Source organism: Shinella lacus (genome assembly GCF_010994755.1).
Taxonomy (GTDB): domain Bacteria; phylum Pseudomonadota; class Alphaproteobacteria; order Rhizobiales; family Rhizobiaceae; genus Shinella; species Shinella lacus.
The window spans coordinates 137,202-155,593 of sequence record NZ_WHSB02000008.1; the positions used below are offsets into that span (position 1 = coordinate 137,202).

The 18,392-nt window shown below is 66.3% G+C and carries 18 protein-coding genes; 17 read left to right on the forward strand and 1 reads right to left on the reverse strand.

Translation table 11 applies throughout. The features are described from left to right. Positions 1-152 precede the first annotated feature (152 nt). The 8 genes from GB927_RS21230 to GB927_RS21265 all read left to right on the forward strand — a co-directional run bounded on the left by GB927_RS21230 (position 153) and on the right by GB927_RS21265 (position 7,836). Positions 153-755 carry a hypothetical protein gene (locus tag GB927_RS21230; RefSeq protein WP_256119208.1) on the forward strand — a complete coding sequence of 201 codons (603 nt, stop codon included), beginning with the start codon at positions 153-155 and terminating at the stop codon, positions 753-755. 91 nt (positions 756-846) lie between these two features. Continuing rightward, positions 847-1,650 (forward strand): helix-turn-helix domain-containing protein, encoded by an 804-nt coding sequence (locus GB927_RS21235; RefSeq protein ID WP_256119360.1) that lies wholly within the window; start codon positions 847-849, stop codon positions 1,648-1,650. 179 nt (positions 1,651-1,829) lie between these two features. Further along, the gene (locus GB927_RS21240) at positions 1,830-2,480 is read left to right on the forward strand and encodes a hydrolase (RefSeq protein WP_256119361.1); all 651 of its coding nucleotides are present in this window, start codon (positions 1,830-1,832) and stop codon (positions 2,478-2,480) included. Between the two features lie 82 nt (positions 2,481-2,562). Next, positions 2,563-2,826, forward strand: coding sequence for a XapX domain-containing protein (locus tag GB927_RS21245; RefSeq protein WP_256119209.1), 264 nt, complete (start codon positions 2,563-2,565; stop codon positions 2,824-2,826). An 89-nt stretch (positions 2,827-2,915) separates the two neighbouring features. After that, entirely contained in the window at positions 2,916-4,793 is a 1,878-nt protein-coding gene (locus GB927_RS21250; RefSeq protein WP_439655520.1) for an amidohydrolase, read from the forward strand. 20 nt (positions 4,794-4,813) lie between these two features. Continuing rightward, a complete protein-coding gene (locus tag GB927_RS21255) occupies positions 4,814-5,257 on the forward strand; it encodes a DoxX family protein (protein WP_256119362.1) in 444 nt (147 codons plus the stop codon). Next, positions 5,257-6,849, forward strand: coding sequence for an MFS transporter (locus GB927_RS21260; RefSeq protein ID WP_256119211.1), 1,593 nt, complete (start codon positions 5,257-5,259; stop codon positions 6,847-6,849). Before GB927_RS21255 ends, GB927_RS21260 begins: the two co-directional genes overlap by 1 nt. 165 nt (positions 6,850-7,014) lie before the next feature. Then, a complete protein-coding gene (locus GB927_RS21265; protein ID WP_256119363.1) occupies positions 7,015-7,836 on the forward strand; it encodes an alpha/beta fold hydrolase in 822 nt (273 codons plus the stop codon). 194 nt (positions 7,837-8,030) lie between these two features. Here GB927_RS21265 and GB927_RS21270 read toward each other — a convergent pair whose 3' ends face one another. Then, positions 8,031-8,981 (reverse strand): LysR family transcriptional regulator, encoded by a 951-nt coding sequence (locus tag GB927_RS21270; protein ID WP_256119212.1) that lies wholly within the window; start codon positions 8,979-8,981, stop codon positions 8,031-8,033. A gap of 85 nt (positions 8,982-9,066) precedes the next feature. Here GB927_RS21270 and GB927_RS21275 point away from each other — a divergent pair, with 85 nt between their 5' ends. The 9 genes from GB927_RS21275 to GB927_RS21315 are packed head-to-tail and all read left to right on the forward strand — an operon-like array spanning position 9,067 to position 18,347. Then, entirely contained in the window at positions 9,067-9,933 is an 867-nt protein-coding gene (locus tag GB927_RS21275) for a dioxygenase family protein (protein WP_256119213.1), read from the forward strand. Next, the gene (locus GB927_RS21280; protein ID WP_256119214.1) at positions 9,930-10,991 is read left to right on the forward strand and encodes a maleylacetate reductase; all 1,062 of its coding nucleotides are present in this window, start codon (positions 9,930-9,932) and stop codon (positions 10,989-10,991) included. The genes GB927_RS21275 and GB927_RS21280 overlap by 4 nt, the downstream gene beginning before the upstream one ends. 39 nt (positions 10,992-11,030) lie before the next feature. Beyond that, positions 11,031-12,311, forward strand: coding sequence for an ABC transporter substrate-binding protein (locus tag GB927_RS21285; protein WP_256119215.1), 1,281 nt, complete (start codon positions 11,031-11,033; stop codon positions 12,309-12,311). Between the two features lie 12 nt (positions 12,312-12,323). Then, positions 12,324-13,043 carry an ABC transporter ATP-binding protein gene (locus GB927_RS21290; RefSeq protein ID WP_256119216.1) on the forward strand — a complete coding sequence of 240 codons (720 nt, stop codon included), beginning with the start codon at positions 12,324-12,326 and terminating at the stop codon, positions 13,041-13,043. Continuing rightward, positions 13,040-13,759 carry an ABC transporter ATP-binding protein gene (locus GB927_RS21295; RefSeq protein ID WP_256119217.1) on the forward strand — a complete coding sequence of 240 codons (720 nt, stop codon included), beginning with the start codon at positions 13,040-13,042 and terminating at the stop codon, positions 13,757-13,759. Before GB927_RS21290 ends, GB927_RS21295 begins: the two co-directional genes overlap by 4 nt. Further along, on the forward strand, positions 13,746-14,609 hold the full coding sequence (locus tag GB927_RS21300) for a branched-chain amino acid ABC transporter permease (protein ID WP_256119218.1): 864 nt from the start codon (positions 13,746-13,748) through the stop codon (positions 14,607-14,609). Before GB927_RS21295 ends, GB927_RS21300 begins: the two co-directional genes overlap by 14 nt. Before the next feature lie 9 nt (positions 14,610-14,618). Beyond that, positions 14,619-15,701 carry a branched-chain amino acid ABC transporter permease gene (locus tag GB927_RS21305; RefSeq protein WP_256119219.1) on the forward strand — a complete coding sequence of 361 codons (1,083 nt, stop codon included), beginning with the start codon at positions 14,619-14,621 and terminating at the stop codon, positions 15,699-15,701. Beyond that, entirely contained in the window at positions 15,694-17,448 is a 1,755-nt protein-coding gene (locus GB927_RS21310; protein WP_256119220.1) for an FAD-dependent oxidoreductase, read from the forward strand. The genes GB927_RS21305 and GB927_RS21310 overlap by 8 nt, the downstream gene beginning before the upstream one ends. Before the next feature lie 8 nt (positions 17,449-17,456). Continuing rightward, positions 17,457-18,347, forward strand: coding sequence for an intradiol ring-cleavage dioxygenase (locus GB927_RS21315; RefSeq protein WP_256119221.1), 891 nt, complete (start codon positions 17,457-17,459; stop codon positions 18,345-18,347). Positions 18,348-18,392 lie beyond the last annotated feature (45 nt).

Genomic DNA, 18,392 nt, shown 5'->3' on the forward strand with positions numbered 1-18,392 from the left:
TGAGCAAGAGATAACCTCCCTCGGCCTTCACCAGAAGATCCATAATATTGCATATATTGTTGACGTTTTCGCAATAGTGCCGATTGCGTTGCACGGTCGGGCGGCGTCGACTAAGGTCAAAACCATCCGCAGACGTGGTTGAGAGATTGCCGTTGACGCTTCCCGACAAAGACCCGGCCCACAAAGACCTGACATGCGTGGGCCTCTATTTCGGCACGCCGGAAGCCCCCAGCCTCACCACGGTGCCGATCCGGGCCGCCGGCTTTTCCGTCACCAGCATCTGCAAGGAATTCGAGCCGGGCGGGGAAAACGACGTGCCCCTCCCCGCGGCCGACGCCTATTTCCTCATGCTCTATCTGGAGGATGCGGCGCACGCCGATATCCGCGCCGACGGATCGGCGACGCCGGTGCGCCACTACGAGCGCGGCTCGATCTGCCTGGTCGACCTCGCGGACGGCGCGCGCATCCGCCTCGCCAGCCGGCTGCGCGCGCTCGCCTTCGTTTTGCCCAAGGCGCTGTTCGACGAGGCGGCGGCGCTGTCGCCGGGTATGGCGAGCCGCCGGCTGGTCTGCCGGCGCGGCGAACCGGATTCCGTGCTCGGCAATCTCGGCACGGCGCTGCTGGCGCTGCTCGGCAGTCGCGCGGAGCCCTCGCCGCCCGCGCTGCTGCGCCATGTCGCGGTCGCTATCTGCGCCCATCTGCTGCACCAGTACGGCGAGAAATCCGCCGTCTGGGACCGCAAGCACCTGAATTGACGGGAGGGAGGCCGCGGTGAACGAAGCGTTTTTTGCAGATCCCGCCAAGGCGGCGGCACTCCCGCGCCGGGCGATCCTGCATGTCTCGCCGATGACCGTGACGCGCCTCAGCTCCGACCGCGACGACCTCGTGACGAGCCCGCCGAACCCGCGCGAGGAAGCCTTCAACATCATCACGCAGCTTGCCGATTTCCGCCTGCACCGGTTGTGGCGCGGCGCAGCTCTGGTCTTCGAGGGCGGCCATCCGAAGGGCGCGCTTGCGATCACCGACCTGCGCGAGGAATGGCGCTGCCACCACCTCTCGCCCTTCGACAATGTGCGCTTCCAGATCCCGTTCTGGCATGTGCGGGCCTTTGCCGCCGAGATCGGCCGGCCGGAGCTTACGGGCTTCAAATGCCCGCCCGGCACGCTCGACCCGGTAATGCTGGGCCTCGCCCAGGCGCTGCTGCCGGCGCTGGAGCGGCCGCAGCAGGCAAGCCGGCTGTTCCTAGAACAGGTCGGGCTTGCCATCCTCACCCACCTGACGCAGGCCTATGGCGGCGTCTATTTCCCCGCCGAGCGCCGCGGCACGCTGGCGCCGTGGCAGGAGAAACGCGCGCTGGAATTCCTCGCCGCCCGCCTCGACGGCGGCTTTTCCATCGCGGAGCTGGCGGAAAGCTGCGAGCTGTCGCAGAGCTATTTCATCAAGGCCTTCAAGGCGAGCTTCGGCCGCACGCCGGCCCGCTGGCTCACCGAATACCGCGTCGCCTGCGCCAAGGACATGCTTCTGACCGACCTGCCGATCGCCGAGATCGCCATCAGCTGCGGCTTTGCCGACCAGAGCCACCTGACCAAGATCTTCTCCGCCGTCACCGGCGGCACCCCGGCCCGCTTCCGCCGCGACAGCCGCTCCTGAATTTTTCGGATCGGCGCGACCGGGCCGCGCGCATGGTTGCGTGCATTTTCAACCTAGAAACCTGGCGGAATCTTCAAAAGACGAACATACCGGACAAGAACGGCGCGGGGCGCGGGGGCATAGTCGGGTCATTCCGGAACCCGCAACACGCATCCTGCAAAGGGAGACCGTCCATGACCCTGAATGCCACGCCCACCCCCGGCAGCCAGCTGATTTCGCCCAAGGACCACACGCTGATCATGATCGACTTCCAGTCGCAGATGTCCTTTGCGACCAAGTCGATCGACGCCGTGAACCTGCGCAACAACGCCGCCCTCGTCGCCCATGGCGCCAAGGGTTTCGGCGTTTCCACGATCCTCACGACGGTGGCGGAAAAGACCTTTTCCGGCCCGATGTTTACCGAGATCACCGAGGCCTTCCCCGGCCAGCCGCTGCTGGACCGCACCTCGATGAACACCTGGGAGGATGCGGCCGTCATCGAGGAGGTGAACCGCATCGGCAAGAAGCGGCTGGTGCTGTGCGGCCTGTGGACCTCCGTCTGCATCGTCGGCCCATCGCTCTCGGCCCTCGACCAGGGCTTCGAGGTCTATGTCATCGCGGATGCCTGCGGCGACATTTCCACCGAAGCGCATGACCGCGCCATGGACCGCATGGTGCAGGCCGGCGTGCGCCCGATGACCTCGCTGCAATACCTGCTGGAGCTGCAACGCGACTGGGCGCGCGCCGAAAGCTACGAGCTGACGACGGGCATCGCCAAGAAATTCGGCGGGGCGTATGGTCTCGGCATCATCTACGCCAAGACGATGTTCGGCGCCTCCGAGGCGCACTGAGCCAAGCGCCTGCCCTATCCCGTTCCGCCTGCCCGCATCGCCTGCGGGCGGGCACTCGATCCATGATGGAGGGAAGCCTGTGATGAAAATCTATCTCCTCTCGCTCGGCGCCGGCCTGCTCGTGGGCGTGATCTACAGCCTGTTGAACGTGCGCTCGCCGGCCCCGCCGGTGGTGGCGCTGATCGGGCTGCTCGGCATTCTCGTCGGCGAACAGATCGTGCCGCTCGCCAAGTCGTTCTGGAACCGTGACCCGGCCGCGCACTCCTGGTTGCAACATCACGTCAAGCCGCATGTCTTCGGCGAAATGCCGAAGGGCGGAAAACCCACTGACAGGACACACGCCTGATGCCGACCCGTCGTAAATTCCTCGGCGCGACCGCCGCCGCCCTCACGATGGGTAGCGCCGGCGCGCATGCCCAACAGGAGACCCGTTCGATGACCGCCGATCTCATCCTTCGCAACGGCCGTTTCACCACCCTCGACCGCAGCAATCCGCAGGCGACCGCCGTGGCGATTGCCGACGGCACCTTCCTCGCCGTCGGCGACGAGCGCGAGGTGATGGCGCTGGCCGGGCCGGAAACGCGGGTGATCGACCTCAAGGGCCGCAGCGCCCTGCCGGGGCTCTGCGACAACCACACCCACGTCGTGCGCGGCGGGCTGAACTTCAACATGGAACTGCGCTGGGACGGCGTGCGCTCGCTCGCCGACGCGATGGACATGCTGAAGCGCCAGGTGGCGATCACCCCGCCGCCGCAATGGGTGCGCGTCGTCGGCGGCTTCACCGAGCACCAATTTGCCGAAAAACGCCTGCCGACCATCGAGGAGATCAACGCCGTCGCGCCCGATACGCCGGTCTTCCTGCTGCATCTCTACGACCGCGCGCTCTTGAACGGCGCGGCCCTACGTGCCGTCGGCTACGGCAAGGACACGCCGAACCCGCCGGGCGGCGAGATCACCCGCGACGCCAACGGCAACCCGACCGGCCTGCTTCTGGCCAAGCCGAATGCCGGTATCCTCTATTCGACGCTCGCCAAGGGACCGAAACTGCCCTTCGACTACCAGGTCAATTCCACCCGCCATTTCATGCGCGAGCTGAACCGGCTCGGCGTCACCTCCGTCATCGATGCCGGCGGCGGTTTCCAGAACTATCCGGACGACTATGCCGTCATCCAGAAGCTCGCCGACGACAACCAGATGACCGTGCGGCTCGCCTACAACCTCTTCACGCAGAAGCCGAAGGAGGAAAAGCAGGACTTCCTCAACTGGACGAAGTCGGTCAAGTACAAGCAGGGCAACGATTATTTCCGCCACAACGGGGCCGGCGAAATGCTGGTCTTCTCCGCCGCAGACTTCGAGGATTTCCGCGAGCCGCGGCCGGACATGCCGCCGGAAATGGAGGGCGATCTCGAAGGCGTGGTGCGTATCCTCGCCGAAAACCGTTGGCCCTGGCGCCTGCACGCCACCTATGACGAAACGATTTCGCGGGCACTCGACGTGTTCGAGAAGGTCAACCGCGATATTCCGCTTGAAGGCCTCAACTGGTTCTTCGACCACGCGGAAACCATTTCCGAACGCTCGATCGACCGCGTGGCGGCGCTCGGCGGCGGCATCGCCGTGCAGCACCGCATGGCCTATCAGGGCGAATATTTCGTCGAGCGCTACGGCAATGCCGCGGCCGAAGCCACGCCCCCCGTCGCGCGCATGCTGGAAAAGGGCATAAAAACCTCCGCCGGCACGGATGCCACCCGCGTCGCCTCCTACAATCCCTGGGTCTCGCTGTCCTGGATGGTGACCGGCAGGACGGTCGGCGGCCTGGCGCTCTATCCGCGCGCCAACTGCCTCGACCGCGAGACGGCGCTGCGCATGTGGACGGAAAACGTCACCTGGTTCTCCAACGAGGAGGGCAAAAAGGGCCGCATCGAAAAGGGCCAGTTCGCCGACCTCATCGTGCCGGACAAGGACTTTTTCACCTGCGCCGAGGACGAAATCTCCTTCCTGACCTCCGAACTCACCATGGTCGGCGGGAAAATCGTCTATGGTGCCGGCGATTTCGCCGCGCTCGACGAAAACCCCGTGCCGCCGGCAATGCCCGACTGGTCGCCGGTGAAGACCTTCGGTGGTTACGCCGCCTGGGGCGAGCCGGAGGGCGCGGGCAAACGCTCGCTGCGGCGCACGGCGATCTCGACCTGCGGCTGCGCCAGTTCCTGCGGTGTGCATGGCCACGACCATGCCGGGGCCTGGACGTCGAAACTGCCGATCGGCGATCTCAAGGGCTTTTTTGGCGCGCTCGGCTGCGCCTGCTGGGCGGTATAGGAGTGAATATGCTGCAAACCATGGAACAGCGCGCGGCAAAGGTCTGCGCGCCCTTCATCATCAGCCATCCGGTGCGGCTTGTCGCTCTGCTCGGGCTCTGCGCCGCCTATATCCAGGGCAGCCTGATGAAGCTCTTCGATTTCAACAGCGCCATTGCCGAGATGGAACATTTCGGCCTGACGCCGGCCGCCCCCATCGCCGCCGCGGTCATCTTCTTCGAGCTCGCCTGCTCGGCCATGGTGCTGACCGGCTTCTGCCGCTGGATCGGCGCGCTGGCGCTCTCGGCCTTCACGCTGATGGCGACCTTCATCGCGCTGCGCTTCTGGGAAATGACGCCCGGCATGGAGCGCATGATGGCGACCAACGCCTTCTTCGAGCATCTCGGCCTGGCCGGCGCCTTCCTGCTCGTCGCCTGGTACGACCTGCACCGCTGGAAGACGGCACCCCGGGAGGACTGGACCTGATGGCCGCCGACACCGCCCGCCCGCCCGGCGCCTTCGCGCCCTTGCGCCAAAAAGTCTTCGCCGTGCTCTGGGTAGCGACGATCGTCGGCAATATCGGCACCTTCGTGCGCGATGTCGCCAGCTCCTGGCTGGTGACGGACCTTTCCGCCGCCCCCGCCGCCGTCGCCCTCATCCAGGCCGCCTCCACCTTCCCCATCTTCCTGCTGGCGATCCCCGCCGGCGTGCTTTCCGATATCCTCGACCGGCGCAAATTTTTGATCGTCATCCAGCTCATCCTCGCCACCGCCAGCATTTCGCTGCTGACGCTGTCGGCGACCGGCCTGCAATCCATCACCTCGCTCGTCGCCTTCACCTTCATCGGCGGCATCGGCGCGGCACTGATGGCGCCCACCTGGCAGGCGATCGTGCCGGAACTCGTGACGAAGGCCGACGTAAAGGGCGCCATCGCGCTGAACTCGCTCGGCATCAACATTTCGCGCGCCATCGGCCCGGCCCTCGGCGGCGTGCTGCTCGCCACCTTTGGCGCGGCGGTCACGTATGGCGTGGACGTCATCAGCTACGTCTTCGTCATCGCCGCCCTCCTCTGGTGGCGGCGGCCGGCAAACAGCGAGGACGCGCTGTCGGAGCGCTTCTTCGGCGCCTTCCGCGCGGGCCTGCGTTATGCCAAGTCGAGCCGCGAGCTGCATGTCGTGCTGGTGCGCGCCGCCGTGTTCTTCGCCTTTTCCAGCGCGGTCTGGGCGCTGCTGCCATTGGTGGCGCGCAACCTGCTCGGCGGCACGGCCGGTTTCTATGGCGTGCTGCTCGGCGCGGTGGGTGCCGGCGCCATCGGCGGGGCCTTCCTGATGCCGATGCTGCGCGCCCGCCTCGACGTCGACGGGCTGATGCTGCTCGCCGCCATCGCCGCCGCGGCCGTCATGGCGGGGCTGTCGCTGGCCCCGCCGCAATGGGTGGCGATCCTTCTGCTTCTGCTGCTCGGCGCCGGCTGGATCACCGCGCTCACGACGCTCAACGGTACGGCGCAATCCGTGCTGCCGAACTGGGTGCGCGGCCGCTCGCTTGCCATCTACCTCACCGTGTTCAACGGCGCGATGACGGCCGGCAGCCTCGCCTGGGGCACGATCGCCGAAGCGCTCGGCATTTCCGCCACGCTGCTGGTCGCCGCCGCAGGCCTCTTGGTCGTCGGCCTGGTCTTCCACCGGCTGAAGCTGCCGAAGGGCGAGGCGGACCTCGTGCCCTCCAACCATTGGCCCGAGCCGCTGACCGCAGGCACGGTGGAAAACGACCGCGGCCCCGTTCTCATCACCGTCGAATACCGGGTGGACGCCGCCGACCGCGCGGCCTTCCTTGCCGCACTCGACACCTTCTCCTCGGAACGGCGGCGCGACGGCGCCTATGGCTGGGGCGTGACGGAGGACGCGGCCGACCCGGAGATCTTCCTCGAATGGTTCTTCGTGGAATCCTGGGCCGAACACCTGCGCCAGCACCGCCGCATCTCGAAGGCCGATGCCGACCTGCAGGCGGAGGTGCGCAAGTTCCACAAGGGCGAAGACCCGCCGACCGTCCGCCACCTGCTCGCCGCCGACCGGCGCTGACGACACGCCAAATCATCCCATCAAAGGAGGAGGTTCATGACCGACTGGAGCACCCTATTGCCCATCACCCGGCGCCAGACACTGACCACCGCGGCCCTTGCCGGCGCGGCCACGCTGCTGCCCCGCCTTGCCTTTTCACAAACCCAACCCGAAGGAGCAGAGACCATGAGCACCATCACGACGAAGGACGGAACCCGGATTTTCTACAAGGATTGGGGCACGGGCCAGCCGATCCTGTTTTCGCATGGCTGGCCGCTTTCGGCGGATGCCTGGGATGCGCAGCTGCTGTTCTTCGGCCAGAACGGCTTTCGCGTCATCGCCCATGACCGGCGCGGCCACGGCCGGTCCGACCAGCCCTGGAACGGCAACACTATGGACCAATATGCCGACGACCTCGCCGAGCTGATCGAAAAGCTCGACCTCAAGGATCTCGTCATGATCGGCCATTCCACCGGCGGCGGCGAAGTCGCGCACTATATCGGCCGCCACGGCACGGCGCGCGTCGCCAAGGTGGTGCTGGTCGGCGCGGTGCCGCCCCTGATGCTGAAGACCGAGGCCAACCCGGAAGGCACGCCATTGGAAGTGTTCGACAGCATCCGCCAGGGCACGGCGACCAACCGCTCGCAGTTCTTCAAGGACCTCACCCTCCCCTTCTACGGCTTCAACCGCGAGGGCGCCAAGGTCAACGAGGGTTTCCGCGAGAGCTTCTGGCTGCAGGGCATGGCAGGCTCCATCAAGGGCCACTATGACTGCGTGCACGAATTCTCCGAGGTCGACTACACCGAAGACCTCAAGAAGATCGACCGCCCGACCCTCATCATCCATGGCGACGACGACCAGATCGTGCCTATCGCGGCGTCGGCGGAAAAGTCGGCGAAGATCGTCAAGGATGCGACACTACTCGTGTACAAGGGTGGTGCGCATGGGCTGGCAGAAGTCCAGGCGGAAAAGTTCAATGCCGATGTGCTGGCGTTTGTGAAGGGGTGATGTTGTGGGGTGCCGCCAAGGCACCCCCCTCTGCCCTGCCGGGCATCTCCCCCTCAAGGGGGGAGATCGGCAAGAGGCAGGAATAGCACTCAAACTGCACCGTCAAAGATGAGCTAAACGGTGCCCCATCCAATCTCCCCCCTTGAGGGGGAGATGGCCGGCAGGCCAGAGGGGGGAGCCACAACCGCTGCCCCTCAAAGCCCCCACACCACCGATTCCTCATGCCGCTTGATCAGGTGCTTGAGATTGTCGAAGCCGCGCTGCACATGGCGGGCGAAATGGTCGACGGCGGGCATGCGGGGGGCGTCGGCGCGTTTCAGGAGGCCGAGGGCGCGTTGGGGGTGGGGCACGTTGACCGGCAGCGCGGTGATCGATTTTTCGTTGCGTTGCGCAAAGACCACGCTGTGCGGCAGCACGGTCAGCGCGTCGCTGCCCTTCAGGAAGTTGACGACGCTCATGAGCGAGCCGCCGGTATAGCGGATGCGGATCTCGGTGGCACCGAAGGACAGCAGCATGCTGCGCAGGTCGGCGAGCAGCGGACTACCCGGCGGTGGCGCGACCCAAGGGTAATCGAGCAGGTGCATCGGCTGCGGGCGGCGCTTCAAAAGCAGCGGATGCGTGACGCGGCAGGCGACGACGTTGCGGCCGGGCAGGATCTCGTGGAATTCCAGCCCCGAGCCCTCGTCGAGAATATCGATGGGGCAGATGGCGAGGTCAATCTGGTCGGCCTTCAAGGCGGCACGCAGGTCGGGAAAATAACCGTAGCTCTGGTCGACGCGCACATCCGGGTGCTGGTTCTGGAATTCGGCGACCATGCCGGCGATCAGTGCATCCATGAAAAAGGGCGTGCCGCCGATGCGCACCGTGCCGCCCTTGCCGACGCGAAAACTCTCGATCGTATCGGAGGCCTTGCGCGAGGCGGCGAGCATGACCTGGCCGTGATCGGCGAGCGCGCGGCCGAGCGGCGTCGGCTGGAGCGGCCGTTTTCCCTTGAGAAACAGCGGTTCGCCAAGGCGTTTTTCCAGCATCGACAGGGTGCGCGAGACGGCCGGCTGCGCCATGCCGAGCAGCGCCGCGCCCTCGGTGACGCCGCCCGTCTTGACGACGGCGGCAAGCTGGATCAGGTGACGCTCGTCTATCTTCATAACGATCCGTTATATTATCCCGGCACAAAATCATCAATGCCGCGTCCGACCTTTGCTAGATTTCCCTCAGCTTGGAGGAGAAAGCATGCCGGGACCGATGGTTTCCCCTGTCGATACCTTGACCGCGTCGGACGCTTTTGCGCGCCGGATCGCTGCTGCCGGCGACGGCAGGCTGCGCCAGGCGCTGAGCGCGACCGTGACACACCTCCACGCGCTGATTGCCGAACTGAAGCCGACGCCCGCCGAATGGCGCAGCCTCATCGCCTTTCTCACCGAGGTCGGCCATGCGGCAGACGACCGCCGCCAGGAATGGGTGCTGCTCTCCGATCTGCTGGGCGCCTCGGCGCTGGTCGAGGAGGTCAACACGCGCCGCCCGAAGCTTGCGACGCCCAACACCGTGCGCGGACCCTTCTTCCGCGCCGATGCGCCGGAACGCCCACTTGGCAGCGACATCTCGCTCGACGGTATCGGCGAAGGGCTTGCCGTTTCCGCCCGCGTGCAGGATCTCGACGGCGCGCCGATATCCGGTGCCGAGGTCATCACCTGGCAGGCCAACGCCGCCGGCCTCTACGAGAACCAGCAGCCGGATCTCCAGCCGGAATTCAACCTGCGCGGCCTGTTTCGCAGCGATGCCGAGGGCCGGTTCCATTACCGCACCATTCGCCCGGCGGGCTATGGCGTGCCGGATGACGGCCCGGTCGGCACGCTGTTGCGCAAGGCCGGCCTGCCGCTTCGCCGCCCCGCGCACCTGCATTTCATGATCAAGGCGGCCGGCTTCGAGACGATCGTCACCCATCTCTATGATGCCAGCGACCCGCAGCTCGACGCGGATGCGCTGTTCGGCGTCAAGCCGGAGCTGATCTGCCGCTTCGAGCGCGCGGCCGACAAACCGTGTTTCCGGCTCGACTACACCTTCGTCATGGCGCGATCGAAACAGGGAGCATCGGCGTGACCCGCGACTTCGTCTATTCCACCAGCCCGTCCCATATCGTCTTCGGCGCCGGCAAGCTCGACACCGTCGGCGACTGGCTCGACCGGATCGGCTGCCGCCGCGCCCTCGTGCTCTCCACGCCGCACCAGAAGGCCGATGCCGAAAGGCTGGCGGAAACGCTCGGATCCCGCGCAGTCGGGGTCTTCGCCGGTGCCGTGATGCACACGCCTATCGACGTGACGGAGACGGCCATGGACGTTGTGCACCAGACGGGCGCGGACTGCGTCGTCTCGCTCGGCGGCGGTTCGACGACCGGGCTCGGCAAGGCGATCGCCTATCGCACCGACCTGCCGCAGATCGTCATCCCGACGACCTATGCCGGCTCGGAGGTAACGCCGATCCTCGGCCAGACGGAGGCCGGCCGCAAGACGACGGTGCGCGCCGCCAGCATCCTGCCGGAAGTGGTGATCTACGATCCGGCGCTGACGCTTGGCCTGCCGGTCGCCATGAGCGTCACCAGTGGGCTCAACGCCATGGCGCATGCCGTGGAGGCGCTCTATGCCGAGGACCGCAACCCCGTTTCCTCGCTGATGGCGATCGAGGGTCTGCGCGCCTTCCGCGAGAGCCTGCCGCAGCTCGTCGCCCAGCCCAGCGACGCCGAAGCGCGGGCGGAGGCGCTCTATGGTGCCTGGCTCTGCGGCACGGTGCTCGGCACGGTCGGCATGGCGCTGCACCACAAGATCTGCCACACGCTCGGCGGCACGTTCGATACGCCGCATGCCGATACGCATGCGATCATGCTGCCGCATACCGCGGCCTTCAACGCCGTCGCCGTGCCCGAATTGCTCGCCCCCGTGGCAAAGATGTTCGGCGGTTCGGTCGGCGGCGGGCTGTGGGATTTCGCAAGAGCCGCCGGGGCGCCGCTGGCGCTGAAGGACCTCGGCCTTTCCGAAGCCGATCTCGACCGCGCCGCCGAGATCGCCACGCAAAGCCCTTACCGCAACCCGCGCGCCATCGACCGTCCGTCGATCCGCGCGCTGTTGCAGGATGCCTGGGAGGGCAGACGGCCGGCCAATTGACGTCACCCTTCGGGAGGAAGGGTTTTGGGAGGAAGAACCATGCTGACGAGACGCGAACTTCTGAAGACCACGGCGGCCGGAAGCGCCGTTGCCCTGACATCGGGCTTTCCGATGCCGGCGATCGCGCAGAATGCGGCGATCAAGCTCGGCTATGTCAGCCCGCAGACCGGGCCGCTCGCCGCCTTCGGCGAGGCCGACAGCTTCGTCATCGACGCCTTCCTGATGGCGGCGAAAGCCAAGGGGCTGAACTACGAGATCATCGTCAAGGACAGCCAGTCGAACCCCAACCGCGCGGCGGAAGTGGCCAAGCAGCTGATCGTCGACGACGAGGTCAACCTGATGCTCGTCGCCTCGACGCCGGAGACGACCAATCCGGTGGCGACGACGGCGGAAGCCGAGGGCATGCCGTGCATTTCCACCGTCGCCCCCTGGCAGCCCTGGTTCATCGGGCAGCAGGGCAATCCCGGCGATCCGGCCTCGTGGAAACCCTTCGACTATGCCTTCCACTTCTTCTGGGGGCTGGAGGACGTCATCGCCGTCTTCACCAATATGTGGGCGCAGGTGGAGACCAATAAAAAGGTCGGCGGCCTCTTCCCGAACGATGGCGACGGCAATGCCTGGGGCGACAAGGTCGTCGGCTTCCCGCCGGTGCTGGAGAAGATGGGTTATTCGCTGAACGATCCCGGCCGCTACCAGAACATGACCGACGATTTTTCCGCGCAGATCAATGCCTTCAAGGCCGGTCAGTGCGAGATCATCACCGGCGTCGTCATCCCGCCGGATTTCACCACCTTCTGGAACCAGGCCAAGCAGCAGGGTTTCGTGCCCAAGGTCGCCTCGATCGGCAAGGCGCTGCTCTTCCCGCAGGCGGTGGAGGCGCTGGGCAATGCCGGGCACAACCTCTCGTCGGAGGTCTGGTGGTCGCCCAGCCATCCGTTCAAGTCGTCGCTGACCGGCGAGACCTCGGCCGAGGTCGCGGCCGCCTTCACCAAGACGACCGGCCGGCCCTGGACGCAGCCGATCGGCTTTGCCCATGCGCTGTTCGAGCTGGCGGTCGACGCACTCACCCGCGCCGAGGACCCGACGGATGGCGATGCGGTGGCCGCTGCCATTGCCGCGACACGGCTCGACACGCTGGTCGGCCCGATCGCCTGGGACGGCAAGGGCCTGCCGCCCTTTGCGGCTAAGAACATCGCCAAGACGCCGCTCGTCGGCGGCCAGTGGCGGCTGAAGGACGGCGGCGGCTACGATCTCGTCATCACCGACAACAAGACGGCGCCGAACATTCCGACCGGCGGCACCATGGAAGCGATCGCCTGAAGGATCAAAACCATGTCCCTGTTGCAGCTCGACAGCGTCTCCAAGCGGTTCGGTGCCCTCACGGTCGCCGATGCGATCAGCCTCACCGTGGAAAACGGTGAGGCGCTCGGCATCATCGGCCCGAACGGTGCCGGCAAGTCGACGCTGTTCAACCTGATCACCGGCACGATCGCGCCCGACAGCGGCGCGATCCGCTTTGCCGGGGCCGACGTCACGCGCACGCCGCCGATGGCGCGCTGTCTTTCCGGCATGGGGCGCACCTTCCAGATCCCGCAGCCCTTCGAGAAGCTGACTGTCTTCGAAAACCTGCTGGTCGCCGGCAGTTTCGGCGCAAGGCGCAGCGAGGCGGACGCCTATGACCACTGCGCCGAAATCCTCGTCGAGACGGGGCTGATCGACAAGGCCAACGTGCCGGCGGGCGGGCTCAGCCTGTTGCAGCGAAAACGCCTTGAACTTGCCCGCGCACTGGCCACCGAGCCGCGCCTGCTGCTGCTCGACGAGATTGCCGGCGGGCTGACGGAGGGCGAATGCCAGGCGCTCGTCGCCACCATCCGCGCCATCCACGCCAAGGGCGTCGCCGTCATCTGGATCGAGCATGTGCTGCACGCATTGACCTCGGTCGTCGAACGCCTGCTCGTGCTGCATTTCGGCCGGGTGATCGGCATCGGCGCGCCGGCCGAGATCATGGCCTCGCGCGACGTGCAGGAAATCTACCTGGGGATCGAGATATGACGGCGCTTCTCGAAACGAAGGGCCTCAAGGCCTTCTACGGCGATTTCCAGGCGCTGTTCGGCGTCGATATCACCGTGGCCGAGGGCGAGACCATCGCCATCATCGGCGCCAACGGGGCCGGCAAGACGACGCTGATGCGGGCGCTGTCCGGCGTGCTCACAAACGCGCCCGACAGCGTGTTCTGCCGCGGTGAGGCCGTGGGTGCTCTCGCCGCCCCGGACATTCTCGCCCGCGGCATCGCCATGGTGTCGGAGGGGCGGCGGCTGTTTCCCTCACTGACGGTGGAGGAAAACCTCATGATCGGCGCCTATGGCAAGCGGCGCGGTGCCTGGACGCTTGCGACCGTCTATGATCTCTTCCCCATCCTCAAGGAGCGCCGCGCCAACCCGGCTACTGCGCTGTCCGGCGGCCAGCAGCAGATGGTGGCGATCGGCCGGGCGCTGATGGCAAACCCGGACGTATTGCTCTGCGACGAGATCAGCCTCGGCCTTGCTCCCGTCGTTGTGCGCGACATCTATGCCGCCTTCCCGCGCATCCGCGAAAGCGGCGCCGCCATCGTCATCGTCGAGCAGGATATCGGCCAGGCGCTGAAGGTGGCGAACCGCGTCTATTGCATGATGGAGGGGCGCATCACGCTTTCCGGCCGGCCGGAGGCGCTGAGCCGCGCGGCAATCCACGCAGCCTATTTCGGAGCGCAAAGCCATGACCATTCTTGATACGATCGTGCAGGGCGTGCTGCTCGGCGGGCTTTACGCGCTGTTTGCCGCCGGCCTCAGCCTGGTCTTCGGCATCATGCGGCTGGTCAACCTCGCCCATGGCGACCTCATCGTGCTCGCCGCCTTCCTCATCCTCGTCCTGGTGAACGGGCTCGGCCTCAACCCCTTCCTCGCCGTGCTGATCGTCATGCCGCTGATGTTCATCGCAGGCTATGCATTGCAGGCAGTGCTTTTGAACCGGACGCTGGGCAAGGACGTGCTGCCGCCGCTGCTCGTGACTTTCGGCCTGTCGATCGTGCTGCAGAACGCCCTGCTGGAAGGTTTTTCCGCCGATAGCCGCCGCATCTCCGCCGGCGCGCTCGAAACGGCCTCCATCAACCTCGGGGCCGTTACCATCGGCCTGATGCCGCTGATGGCCTTCCTCTCGGCGGTCGCCGTCATCGTCGGGCTGAACCTCCTGATCTACCGCACCGCGCTCGGCCGCGCCTTCCGCGCCACCTCCGACGATCCGGTGACGGCGGGCCTGATGGGCATCCGTCCGCGGCAGGTTTTTGCCGTGGCGACCGGGCTTGCCATGGCGGTGGTGGCGATCGCCGCGCTCTATCTCGGCACGCGCGCCAATTTCGACCCGACCGCCGGGCCGGCGCGGCTGATCTATGCCTTCGAGGCAGTGATCATCGGCGGCCTCGGCTCGCTCTGGGGCACGCTGGCCGGCGGCGTCATCCTCGGCGTGGCGCAGACGCTGGGCGCCGCCGTCAATCCGGAATGGCAGATCCTCTCCGGCCACCTCGCCTTCCTCGCCGTTCTCCTGATCCGGCCGCGCGGCCTCTTCCCGCGCGCCGTCGACTGAGGTATCCCGATGACCATCGCCATCCCCTCCCTCAAGGTCGAAACCCGCACCAGGGCCTCCTCGGTCTCGCGGCTCATAGCGCTCGCCGTGCTGGCGCTCGGCCTTGCCGCGCCCTTCCTCGTCTCGCGCGGCGCGGTGCAGGACCTGTTCTTCATCCTCACCATGCTGGTTCTCGCGCAGAGCTGGAACCTCTTGGCGGGTTATGCGGGCCTCATCTCCGTCGGCCAGCAGGTTTTCGTCGGTTTTGGCGCCTATGCGATGTTCGGCGCGGTCATCCTCTTCGGCATCGATCCCATCCCGGCGATCCTGATTGCCGGGGTGCTCTCCGCACTGCTCGCCATACCCACCGCCTTCTTCACCTTCCGCCTCTACGGCCCCTATTTCGCCATCGGCACCTGGGTCGTGGCGGAGGTGGTGCGGCTGCTGCTTGCGCAGTGGAAAACGCTCGGCGGCGGCACGGGCACCTCGCTGCCGCGCGAGGCGGTGCGCGACATGGCAGGCGTCGGGCTGCTGCGCGATCTCTTCGGCATGAAACCGGCGCAAGCGAGCGACGCGATCACCTACTGGCTGGCGCTCATCCTCGCCGCCGCCACCATCGGCTTCATCTACCGTCTTTTGCGCAGCAAGCAGGGGCTCGGCCTTGCCGCCGTGCGCGACAACGAGCAGGCGGCGCGCGCCGTCGGCGTCGATGCGCGGCGCATGAAGGCGATGGTCTACCTCGCCACCGCCTTCATGACGGGGCTCGCGGGCGCGCTGATCTATGTGCAGAAGGCCCGTATCTCGCCGGATGCCGCCTTCTCCGTCACCGACTGGACGGCCTATGTCATCTTCATCGTCGTCATCGGCGGCATCGGCACCATCGAGGGGCCGATCCTCGGCGTCATCCTGTTCTTTCTGTTGCAGAACCTGCTCGCCGACTACGGCTCCTGGTATCTGCTGATGCTCGGCCTTGCCGGCATCCTCACCATGCTTTTCGCGCCGCGCGGCCTCTGGGGCGCCTTCTCCGACCGCACCGGCATCCAGCTCTTTCCGGTCCGCCGCACACTCGTCGGCGGCCCGTCTGTCCATCAGGGAGGATCATCACATGGCTGACATCACCACGGACGTGCTCATCATCGGCACCGGCCCCGCCGGCTCCGCCACCGCGGCGCTGCTTTCGAGCTACGGCGTCGAGAACATGGTGATCAACCGCTACCGCTGGCTCGCCAACACGCCGCGCGCCCACATCACCAACCAGCGCACCATGGAAGTGCTGCGCGACCTCGGCCGCGAGGTGGAGGACGAGGCCTATATGTACGCCGCCGAGCAGGACCTGATGGGCGAGAACGTCTTCTGCACCGCGCTTGCCGGCGAGGAAATCGGCCGCATGAAGAGCTGGGGCAAACATCCCGTCTCGCGCGCCGAACACCAGCTCTCCTCGCCGAGCCACATGAACGACCTGCCGCAGACCTTCATGGAGCCGCTGCTGTTCAAGACCGCCTGTTCGCGCGGCACGCAGGCGCGCATGTCCACGGAGTATGTCAGCCACGAACAGGATGCCGACGGCGTCACCACCACCTGTCTCGACCGGCTGACCGGCAAGACGCTGACCGTGCGCTCGAAATATCTCGTCGGCGCGGATGGCGGCAATTCCAAGGTCGCCGAACATGCGGGGCTCTCCTTCGAGGGCCGCATGGGCGTCGCCGGCTCGATGAACATCCTCTTCGAGGCCGCCCTGTCGCGCTACGTCGCGCACCGTCCCTCGGTGCTCTACTGGGTCTTGCAGCCGGGCGCCGATGTCGGCGGCATCGGCATGGGGCTGGTGCGCATGGTGCGGCCCTGGCACGAATGGCTGATCGTCTGGGGTTACGACATCAACCAGCCGGCCCCATCGGTGGACGAGGCGCATGCGAAAAAGGTGGTGCGCGATCTCGTCGGCGTCGCCGATCTCGACGTGACGATCAAGTCGGTCTCCACCTGGACCGTCAACAACATGTATGCGACCACCCTTTCGAACGGCCGCGTCTTCTGCATGGGCGACGCCATCCACCGCCATCCGCCGTCGAACGGGCTCGGCTCCAACACCTCGATCCAGGATGCCTTCAACCTCGCCTGGAAGCTCGCCTTCGTGCTGAAGGGCCAGGCGGGCGAAGGGCTGCTCGACAGCTACCAGGCCGAGCGCGCGCCGATCGCCAAGCAGATCGTTACCCGCGCCAACAGGTCGATCGAGGAATTCGGCCCGATCTTCAAGGCGCTCGGCCTGCTCGATTCCATCGACCCGGTGAAGATGCAGCAGAACATGGATGCCCGCTGCAACAACACGCCGGCCGCCGAAGAACAGCGCGCCGCCATCCGCACGGCGATCGCCGCGAAAGTCTATGAATTCGACGCCCATGGCGTGGAGATGAACCAGCGCTACCGCTCGGTTGCCGTGGTGAGCGACGGCGAGCCCGAGCCCGCCTTCGAAAAGGACCCGGAGCTGCATTTCCAGCAGACCACCTGGCCCGGCGCCCGTCTGCCGCATGCCTGGGTGTTCGCCGAGGATGGCAGGAAGGTCTCGACGCTGGACCTCGCCGGCCACGGCCGCTTCACCGTGCTGACCGGCATTGGCGGGCAGGGCTGGATCGAGGCGGCGAAGGTGGTCGGCCGCGAGCTAGGCATCGAGATTGCGGCGCATGCCATCGGCCCGCGCCAGAACTGGCAGGATTTCACCGGCGACTGGGCCAATCTGCGCGAGGTGCGCGACGGCGGCGTCGTGCTGGTGCGCCCGGACCACCATGTCTGCTGGCGGCAGGCGGATGGCGCTGGCGATCCCGTTGCGGAGCTTCGCCGGGTCATGACCGCCGTTCTGGGAAAGTGAGGCGCGCGATGCAAGAGCATGAAAAGGGTTTCTTCACGGAAGAGAATTCCGTGGAAGTCGTCGCCGGCCGCAACCGCAATGCCAAGGACGCGCGGCTGAAGGCCATCATGGAGGTGGTGACGCGCAAGCTGCACGAGGCGGTGAAGGAGATCGAGCCGACGCAGGAGGAGTGGATGGAAGCGATCCTCTTCCTCACCCGCACCGGCCAGATGTGCAACGAATGGCGGCAGGAGTTCATCCTGCTCTCCGACACGCTCGGCGTCTCGATGCTGGTCGACGCCATCAACAATCGCAAGCCTTCCGGCGCCTCGGAAAGCACCGTGCTCGGGCCGTTCCATGTGCAGGACGCGCCGGAACTGCCGATGGGCGCCAACATCTGCCTCGACCAAAAGGGCGAGGACATGGTGATCTCCGGCCGCATCAGCGACACCGCCGGCCGACCGATCGAAGGCGCGGTGCTGGATGTCTGGCAGGCCAACGACGAGGGCTTTTATGACGTCCAGCAGCTCGGCATCCAGCCGGAATTCAACCTGCGCGGCGTTTTCCGCACGGGGGCGGACGGACGCTACTGGTTCCGCGCCGTCAAGCCGAAATATTACCCGATCCCGCATGACGGCCCGGTCGGCCAGATGCTGAACCACCTCGGCCGGCATCCGTACCGCCCCGCGCACCTGCACTTCATCCTCAAGGCCGATGGCTTCGAGACGCTGATCACCCACATTTTTGATCCGCACGATCCCTATATCGAATCCGATGCGGTCTTCGGCGTGAAGCAGAGCCTGCTCGCTGATTTTCGCCTTGTCGACGATGCGGCGCGGGCGACGGGGTACGAGTTCGAGGGGTCGTTCTGGGAGGTGGAGTATGATTTTGTGCTGGCGGGCAAGGGCGAGGCGGCTTGAGCGGCGTGGGCGTTTGACACCCCCCTCTGCCCTGCCGGGCATCTC

Coding starts and splice junctions, on each gene's coding strand:
- GB927_RS21235 (WP_256119360.1), top strand. CDS start 847: ATGACCGTGACGCGCCTCAGCTCCGACCGCGACGACCTCGTGACGAGC.
- GB927_RS21245 (WP_256119209.1), top strand. CDS start 2,563: ATGAAAATCTATCTCCTCTCGCTCGGCGCCGGCCTGCTCGTGGGCGTG.
- GB927_RS21250 (WP_439655520.1), top strand. CDS start 2,916: ATGACCGCCGATCTCATCCTTCGCAACGGCCGTTTCACCACCCTCGAC.
- GB927_RS21255 (WP_256119362.1), top strand. CDS start 4,814: ATGGAACAGCGCGCGGCAAAGGTCTGCGCGCCCTTCATCATCAGCCAT.
- GB927_RS21260 (WP_256119211.1), top strand. CDS start 5,257: ATGGCCGCCGACACCGCCCGCCCGCCCGGCGCCTTCGCGCCCTTGCGC.
- GB927_RS21265 (WP_256119363.1), top strand. CDS start 7,015: ATGAGCACCATCACGACGAAGGACGGAACCCGGATTTTCTACAAGGAT.
- GB927_RS21270 (WP_256119212.1), bottom strand. CDS start 8,981: ATGAAGATAGACGAGCGTCACCTGATCCAGCTTGCCGCCGTCGTCAAG.
- GB927_RS21275 (WP_256119213.1), top strand. CDS start 9,067: ATGCCGGGACCGATGGTTTCCCCTGTCGATACCTTGACCGCGTCGGAC.
- GB927_RS21285 (WP_256119215.1), top strand. CDS start 11,031: ATGCTGACGAGACGCGAACTTCTGAAGACCACGGCGGCCGGAAGCGCC.
- GB927_RS21290 (WP_256119216.1), top strand. CDS start 12,324: ATGTCCCTGTTGCAGCTCGACAGCGTCTCCAAGCGGTTCGGTGCCCTC.
- GB927_RS21295 (WP_256119217.1), top strand. CDS start 13,040: ATGACGGCGCTTCTCGAAACGAAGGGCCTCAAGGCCTTCTACGGCGAT.
- GB927_RS21300 (WP_256119218.1), top strand. CDS start 13,746: ATGACCATTCTTGATACGATCGTGCAGGGCGTGCTGCTCGGCGGGCTT.
- GB927_RS21305 (WP_256119219.1), top strand. CDS start 14,619: ATGACCATCGCCATCCCCTCCCTCAAGGTCGAAACCCGCACCAGGGCC.
- GB927_RS21310 (WP_256119220.1), top strand. CDS start 15,694: ATGGCTGACATCACCACGGACGTGCTCATCATCGGCACCGGCCCCGCC.
- GB927_RS21315 (WP_256119221.1), top strand. CDS start 17,457: ATGCAAGAGCATGAAAAGGGTTTCTTCACGGAAGAGAATTCCGTGGAA.